The sequence below is a fragment of the Bacteroidota bacterium genome (assembly GCA_039111535.1).
GTDB lineage: Bacteria > Bacteroidota > Rhodothermia > Rhodothermales > JAHQVL01 > JBCCIM01.
The window spans coordinates 1-7633 of the sequence record JBCCIM010000252.1 but is presented as its reverse complement, the minus strand read 5'-3'; the positions used below and the strand labels follow the sequence as shown (position 1 = coordinate 7633).

Genomic DNA, 7633 nt, shown 5'->3' with positions numbered 1-7633 from the left:
GCCGCCTCCGAACCCGTTATCGAATCATTCCCGCCGTCGTATTATTCCGTCCGAGGCGCTAGGATCCGAATATGATTAAATAAATTACTACCTAGCTGTTGTGGTGACGCGAATTTCTGAATGTATTTATTCAGTAGTACATTCGCCAGGATATAGCATGCGGACGAAATAAGGGACCAAACCTGATAGGTTGCATTGAGGGTTACCAGGGCGCATGTGAGTGCTACCGGAATGGGCATTACTCTGTCGAGGAGTACGGCAAAGTAAACATTAATTCCCTTCAAAGGAGTTTTTTCAGATAGCGTAGCTTCGCTCATTTAACCGGACATGGATTGCTCCGGTAATGTATCGACCAATAAAGAATCTGATTAATTTTTGACTTTCAGCGTCGGGGTTTATCCCGGTGCGACAGCAAGACGTCGTGAGAAAGTTATAGAGTGATACTAACTGTTTTCCTGCAGCATGGTATCATTCCTTCGAAATACAATTTCAGCACTTCGCTTTCACTGCCTGCAGAAGGCAACTTCCCCAGGGTTTTGTCCTTCAATTTGGTTTTACCCAGCAATGATTTTGCACAGGTTTTATAGAAACCATCTACTGAACAACCTGCATCGATCGTGTCACGGTTACGCCATTGGCGATGAAGTGGTAGAAGTACATGCCGCTTGGCAGTTCGCTCACATCCACAAAAATGGTATGGAAGCCGGCCGGTTTGCCGAGCTGCTCCAGCGTTTTCACTTCGCGGCCAAGTATATCAAATAACCGCACGTGTACCCCGGAAGGTTTGTCCAACTGGTACGCAATCCGTGTGATGCCACGTGCCGGGTTCGGGAAGTTCTGCTCTACCCGGATGCCTTCGGGTAGTCCAAGGGTGACTTCAAGCACCGGCGATACGGTCTCCGAGCGATCATTATAAATGGTGCGGATGCGATAAAACAGGTTCTTCGAAGAAATTGGCAGGTCAGCGTCGCGGAAAGTGTACTGCTGCGTAGCTGGCCCATCAGGCACCTTTTCAATAGATCCCAGCCGCTGGAAGCCTACGCCGTCGGTAGAGCGTTCCAGTACATATGAGTCCAGGTCCCATTCGCTGGTTGATTCCCAGAGCAGTTCAACGTTTTCGTCGCGCACAATGATATCCAGTGCGACAAATTGTACACGGTCGATGCCTTCAGTGTCGCCACCGCCACCGCCGTCCCCATTGCCTCCATCACCATTGCCTCCATCACCATTGCCTCCATCACCATTGCCTCCATCACCGTTGCCCCCGTCTCCATTGCCCCCGTCACCGTTTCCTCCACCACCATTACCACCGTCACCCTTGCCGCCGCCATTGCCACCATCTCCGCCGCCGCCACTGATGAAGCCATTAGGGATGTCTGCGCCTACAGGACCGCCGGTTGCTGGCCGCGTTTCGCCGTCAAAATCCGTGGTAACTGCAGGGATATTGGCCGGCATCGATACTGCCCGAGTGAGGAATTGCGAATTCTCTGGAAGCCGCCAACCTTCTACGTGATCGGTTGTGTCAGTAACATGCGGCTGCGACAAGACGGCCAAAGACGAGGAATAGTCTGTTTGGGCTGCATTCTGCCACTGTGTTAGCACGGATGATTTTACAACGCTCGCGCCGGCTGTATTTTTTGGTCTAAACTGGAACGTGTGATATTCTTGCTCCGAGTAGTTGCGCGCCCAGAAAACGTTGCCTTCCCCTTTGTTGGTGCGGGCTTCAGCAACATTGTTGTGTTCTTCAAACGCAATTTCGCTACTTCTGCGCTCGGTACCCTTTACGATGTTCTGGTTTGCAACAAACAGGTTGTTGTAGTAGCTGTTACCCGTAGACTGTAGCCGGCTATCTGTTTTAATGCGCATGCCGCCGCCTTCATTACCCATAAAGGTGTTGTAGAGCACGTAGTTATCCTGCGAGGCATGAATCAGCAGGCCGTAGCCATAAAACGTAGGACGGTCGTGTCTGGCGCGGGTAAAGACGTTATTACGGATTGTGGTCCGGTTGCTACGCCATTCGATAAACAGGTTTACGCCGTCATTGCTGTCAAATCGGTTGCGTTCGATGATATTGTCGAAGTTGTCCATATCGAACCACAAACCAGGTCCGTAATTTTCAGAAAAATCGTTGCTCCGAAAAGTACTGTTTGTGGTATAGAGCCACTTGCCACCACCTGATTCCCAGTAGGGCAGGTACCCTTTCCAGTTGTTGTATTTGCTTGTTGAATGCTCTACAAGGCAATTGTCACATACATTGCCGCGGATACCACTCATGCCGTTATTCAGGGCACGGACACCACGTAAAACGTGGTTTTTGCCAGAGACCAGAAACCCCGATCCATTGGTCCATTCTGCCGTAACATTCTCGATAATAGAGCCTTCACTGCCGGCACATACTGCGCCCATCTGGCCATCGTTGGCTGAATGCCGAAACGTGATCCCGATCAGGTGGAAGTACCCTTTAACCTGCCCAAATCGGCAACTCGGTTCGTTGTTGGACGGGTTGAAAATATGGTTCATCAGGCTGGTTTCCATCCGGGCATTATTCGGATTGGCATCGCCTGGTAACCGTACAAACATGGTTGTCGGGTTACCGGGTGATCCTTCAAGGAAGAACGTCCCCGGCACTACGTCAGCGCGAGAATAAACAGCTTGAAGCATTTGTCCGTTGGCAATCAACACATCGCGCCGGCGGGCCGGGCCAAACGGGTCGTTGGCCACGACGCGGTTCCAAAGTGCGTTATGGGGCCAGGCAAGCCGATATGTGCTGCCGTCAACGGTCCAGGTACCATTAAGCGGAATGGCGCCAGAAACCACCACATTGTCGCCGGGAAAACCGGTAATGGTGATTCTGTTGTTTGCTGTACCACTCGTACCAGGGCTAACCTGTTCGTAGTACGTCCCTTCGCGGATAATAACCGCGTCTCCGGGCCGCAGGGTGTTTGCCTGCATGGCGCGGGAGATAGATTTGAATGGCTGAGCTTCAGTGCCAGAATTGGCGTCGTTACCGCTCTGCTGGTCTACCCAATAAACGGTATTCGAACCCGTGTCTAATAATGACCGGATTGGTTGGCAGGTGCCTGAACCAGAACAAAGTGAGCCGGGCCCACAATCTTGCTGCAGGTAGCAGGCTTGTCCATACGACACGTGGGGCAATAGCCAGCCGAGAATTACGATGCAGGCTACTCGTATTTGAAATTGCATGATGCTAGGAAATGTCTGATACACAACAATCGTTACACTTCAACAGTGTTCAGAGCTTGGGTCTAGAGGGGAGCCTGTTTGCAAAGACCAAGCCAAAGGAGCTATCATCATATTCTAGCGGATTAGGCCTTTTTTGCCACTGGTTTGCCAGGGTATAAAGAAATGAAAAACCCCTGTGTATCACATTGGATACGCAGGGGTTAAGTCTTTTATTAATAAAGATTAATATAAAGTAGCTGTTTGATGTTTGTGGTGGTTTTTAGGCCAAAATCACTCTTCGTCAGCTGTGCGGTGCATAACCTGGATGCGGGCAGCGGGGTCTGTTTGTCTCATTTCGATAAACAGGGGTAAATCACCGCGTTTTTTGTGATTTACGAGAACGCCAACGGCGTGTATGCCTTCAGATAAGTCAATTTTAGCTACGTTGTCTGTACCACTGTTGTCAAAGGAAGCAAGGGTGCCATTTGTCGACAGCATCAGGCCTTCAGGGTTGTCTGTGTGGAGGGTTACCGTGCCGGCAGCAGGGGCGTCGATATAGAACCAAAGTAGGGATGTTGCAGCACCTGACACTTGCAGGATCTCATCCATGGTGATGCCGCCATTTACGAGGCTGTATAGTGTCTGGCCGCCGGCATTAATGGCTGTTTCAATTGCCTCGGTCGTTTGTGGTGTGTCGGGAGCCGCAGCAGCCTGCCAGCGCCGGACGTACTGTGCATTGGGCAAACGGAAAGGCCCCGTTTCGCCTAATTGAGAGAGGAAAGCGGTAAGGTGCAGCACTTCCTCGCGGGTGAGAGAGGCCACAAGGCCAGCCGGCATGAGCGATCCCGGGAGGATTTCTTGCTTGGCAATCAGGTTGTTGGGTACCGTAACAACAGCGTCAGCTGCGTTGCGCAGTAAAACGGCAGAGCCGGTGTCGCGAATGAGCGTACCCATGAGTACCTGCCCGTCTGTTCGCTCAACACTGGTAAGGGCATAACCGTCTTTAACCGCTTGCTCTGGGGCGAAAAGAGACTCGATAATGTAGTCTGTTGGGGCATTCGCGCCGACGCTGCTCAGGTCTGGGCCTACCTGTCCGCCTGCGCCGCCGATGGCATGGCAGCGCAAACATCCAAGACCTGGCCGGCGGTAAATGGCTTCGCCGGCAACCGGGTCCCCGGCTGACTTTACGTCCAGCTCGAGACGATCTCTATTCCATTCGTCCATGTCTATGTTGATGGTTTTGCTGCCATCAACACCGCCCGATGCTTCAAATGCATCGAGCAGGGCGCGATCCCGAAGTCGGTTGCCTTGGTAATGATCGAGGCCGGCTGTTGCAAAATGGGCTGGAATGCTGGTTTCTTGCAACGCATCTCGCAGGGCATCGCGTCTGCTGTTACGGCTATAAAAAGCATCAAAGACAGGTTTTACATCGTCTCCTTCCTCAAGTTTGTTGAGTAAGTTGAGGGCTAATGACGTTGCCTCTGGAGCGTCTGCTCGAACAAGTGCAGATGCTGCCTGAACCTGGATCTGAGGGGTGCCAGCCCGGTTTGCAAGACGGGCAATTTCTTGCCGCGTGGTTGCATCGTCCAGGGTTGCGGCTGCTTTCAGCGCTGTGAACTGCAAGGCTTCGTCATCTGTCCGATTGGCAATGGTCAGCAGTTGCTCGGCTGTGTCTTTGAGTTGCCAAAGGCCGGCCAGTTCCATCGCGAGGCTCAGGATATCTGGATCGTTGGCATAAAGCAGGCTGCCCAGTTTGTCAGTGCCGGCGGTGGGCGTTTTGCCAAACGTTTCAATGCCGTCTTTCAGGGCTTGAAGGTGCTTTTTCTGATCCTGGTCGCCAATGGTGGTGCCGGCAATTGCCAGGTTCAGGATTTCATTCAGTGCCGATGCTTCGCCATATTGTACGATCAGGCCAAGTACTTCAGCTGCTTCTCCTTCAGGCAATTTGTGGTCAAGGTACAGGTCGAGCAGTGCGCGTACGGCATCGGGGGAATGGGTAGCTTTCCAGGCAAAAAGACGCGTTTCCAGCGATTTACCGAGAAACATGGGGTCTCGGGCAAGGGGCTCAGCCCAATGCGGCTCCAATTGTCTCATCGTTTCCCAAAGGGCAAAGTCTGTTTCGTCGTTCATCGGATACTGGAGCGCCTGCATTGCGGTAGTTGCTGCTTCCGGGCGCTCAAGTTTTGCCAGTGCTGAGATCGCTTCCCGCCGCACGCGCATTACGTCGTCGTTTACTGCGGTGGTCAGCAGGGCGAGCGGGTTGGAGAGGCGGTCGTGCCAGTGATAAATGACGCGGACGCCGGCTGCCCGTGCACGGTGATCGTCAGATTGGAGTACCTGCTGTAGGAGGCTTTCATTCACATGATCAAAAGCCTGGTGGAGCCAAAGGGTCTCCAACTGGAGCCGCTCAAAAGACGCGTCCGCTTTGTCGAGTGCCGCATACCATTGTGCCAGCGCCGGCAACACTTTGGTTGCACCGCTTTCCTTGAGCAGCCGGCGCGCCTGAATGTGCGTCCACTGCTCGGGCAGTTTTAACATGTCCAGAAGTTCTGGCACAGATGCATTGGGGAGATCCGGAGGGGTAACCAGGGGTTGATCTTTGGCTGTGATGCGCCAGATTCGGCCATGGACATGGTCGCGTCGGGGGTCACGAAAATCAACTTCGCCATGCTGGATGATAGGGTTGTACCAGTCTGCCAGATACAGCGCGCCATCGGGGCCTACGGTCACATCAACCGGGCGAAAAGCGATGTGGTCCGACCAGATTAAATCGCTGGCGGGTGTAGATACGTAGCCGTCTGCTTCATCTGAAATAACGAAGCGGTTTACGCGGTTGGCCCGGAAATCATTGGAGATCATGTTGCCTTGTAACGAGTCGGGCATATGCCGACCTGAAATAATGGCGAGGCCGGCGTGTTTGGGCTGGTCGGCGTTTAATCCCTGCAGAATGCGTTCTGCTTTGTAGGCCGTCACAAAGGTTGCTTCGGGGAAAACATGGTTGATGCCCTCGCCAAAGGCTCCGTCTGTTGCAAACGACTGTCCCCAGGTATCAAAAGAATGCCCCCACGGATTAACAAATCCGCGTGCAAAGACATCCAGCTTCATGTTTTCAGGCCGGAAGTGCCAGATGCCGCCTTGTCGTAGCCGGCGTACACCCCATGGTGTTTCGATGTGGCTAAAAATATAAATCGACTGGTTGATGTACATCATACCGTCGGGGGCCCAGCGAAAAGAATGGATGATGTGGTGCGTATCATCGGCACCAAATCCGCGCAATACGACGCGACGGTCTTCTGCATACCCGTCACCATCCAGGTCGCGCAGGTGCAGGAGTTCGGTGGAGTTTGCAACGTAGGCGCCGCCATCCCCAATGAGTAGCCCGGTTGGGGTTAGGAGGCCATCAGCAAAAACTGTTGACTTATCCGCCTGCCCATCACCGTCAGTGTCTTCAAGAATGAAGACTTTGTCATTGGGTTGCTGGCCAGGCAGCATATGCGGATACACGGCACTGCCCACAATCCAGAGCCGGCCATGCTCATCCCATGTCATCTGGATGGGTTTCTCGATCATCGGATCTGCAGCAAACAGATTGAGCTCAAACCCTTCAGCAATATTCAGGCGATCGAGCTCATATTGTGGATCTGTAGGGGGTACAGCTTTGAGATTGTCCTGTGCGGCAGCAGGCGTGCTGAGGAGTCCACATACAAGAAAGAGGAAGAGGGCGGGAAGCTTCTGATATTGCATGGAGCTGGTTCGGCGAGACCTATAAAGCGGGATAAGAGGTAACCTATAAAACTTTTGGGAAATTAGCGATGCATGGGTTAGAAACTTCAGGGGCGTTTTGCAAGGCCATATACGTGTTCGCGCAAGTAATCGAGGAGGGCCTGTCGGTCTTTAATCGGCGCCAATTTGGCAAAAGGCAACGGGTCTCCTATTTCAAGCTGGAGGGTGGTCCCCATCATACGATTGACTTCATACAGAAGCAGTGATAGCCGAAGGGTGAGGCTAAACTGACTGACAAACTGAAAAAGCCGGCTGTTTTGCCCATGGAAGTAAATTGGAATTACGGTGGCCCGAGACAACTGGATCAGCTTGGCAGCAAATCTTTTCCACTCCAGATCTGTCACTTCGCCCCGCCAGCTTACTGCCGTAGAAATACCGCCGCCGGGGAATATGACGACGGCGCCTCCACTGTTCAGGGTTTTGAGCGCTTCCTGTTTGGTGTTGATGTTCATGTGCATGGCTTCGCGCGTTTCGTCGAAACTCACCGGTAGCAGGTAGGGATCCAATGCAGGGTCCTGGCAGAGCACGCTGTTGGTGAGGATCTGGAAGTTGGCGCGCATGCGCGAAGCAAGGTGGCAAATGGTCAGGCCGTCGAGGACGCCAAAAGGATGGTTGGCAATGACAACAAGGGGGCCTTCTTTAGGGATTTGACTGAAAGCGTCTGGGG

At 52.9% G+C, this 7633-nt stretch carries 3 protein-coding genes; all 3 read right to left on the bottom strand.

Annotated features, from left to right (window positions below; all coding sequences use genetic code 11):
• Positions 1–594: 594 nt before the first annotated feature.
• On the bottom strand, positions 595–3204 hold the full coding sequence (locus AAF564_24540) for a right-handed parallel beta-helix repeat-containing protein (GenBank protein MEM8488738.1): 2610 nt from the start codon (positions 3202–3204) through the stop codon (positions 595–597).
• A gap of 270 nt (positions 3205–3474) precedes the next feature.
• A complete protein-coding gene (locus tag AAF564_24535; GenBank protein MEM8488737.1) occupies positions 3475–6927 on the bottom strand; it encodes a PVC-type heme-binding CxxCH protein in 3453 nt (1150 codons plus the stop codon).
• Between the two features lie 86 nt (positions 6928–7013).
• Positions 7014–7633: lysophospholipid acyltransferase family protein (locus tag AAF564_24530; protein ID MEM8488736.1), on the bottom strand; the 620-nt coding region annotated here is incomplete at its 5' end.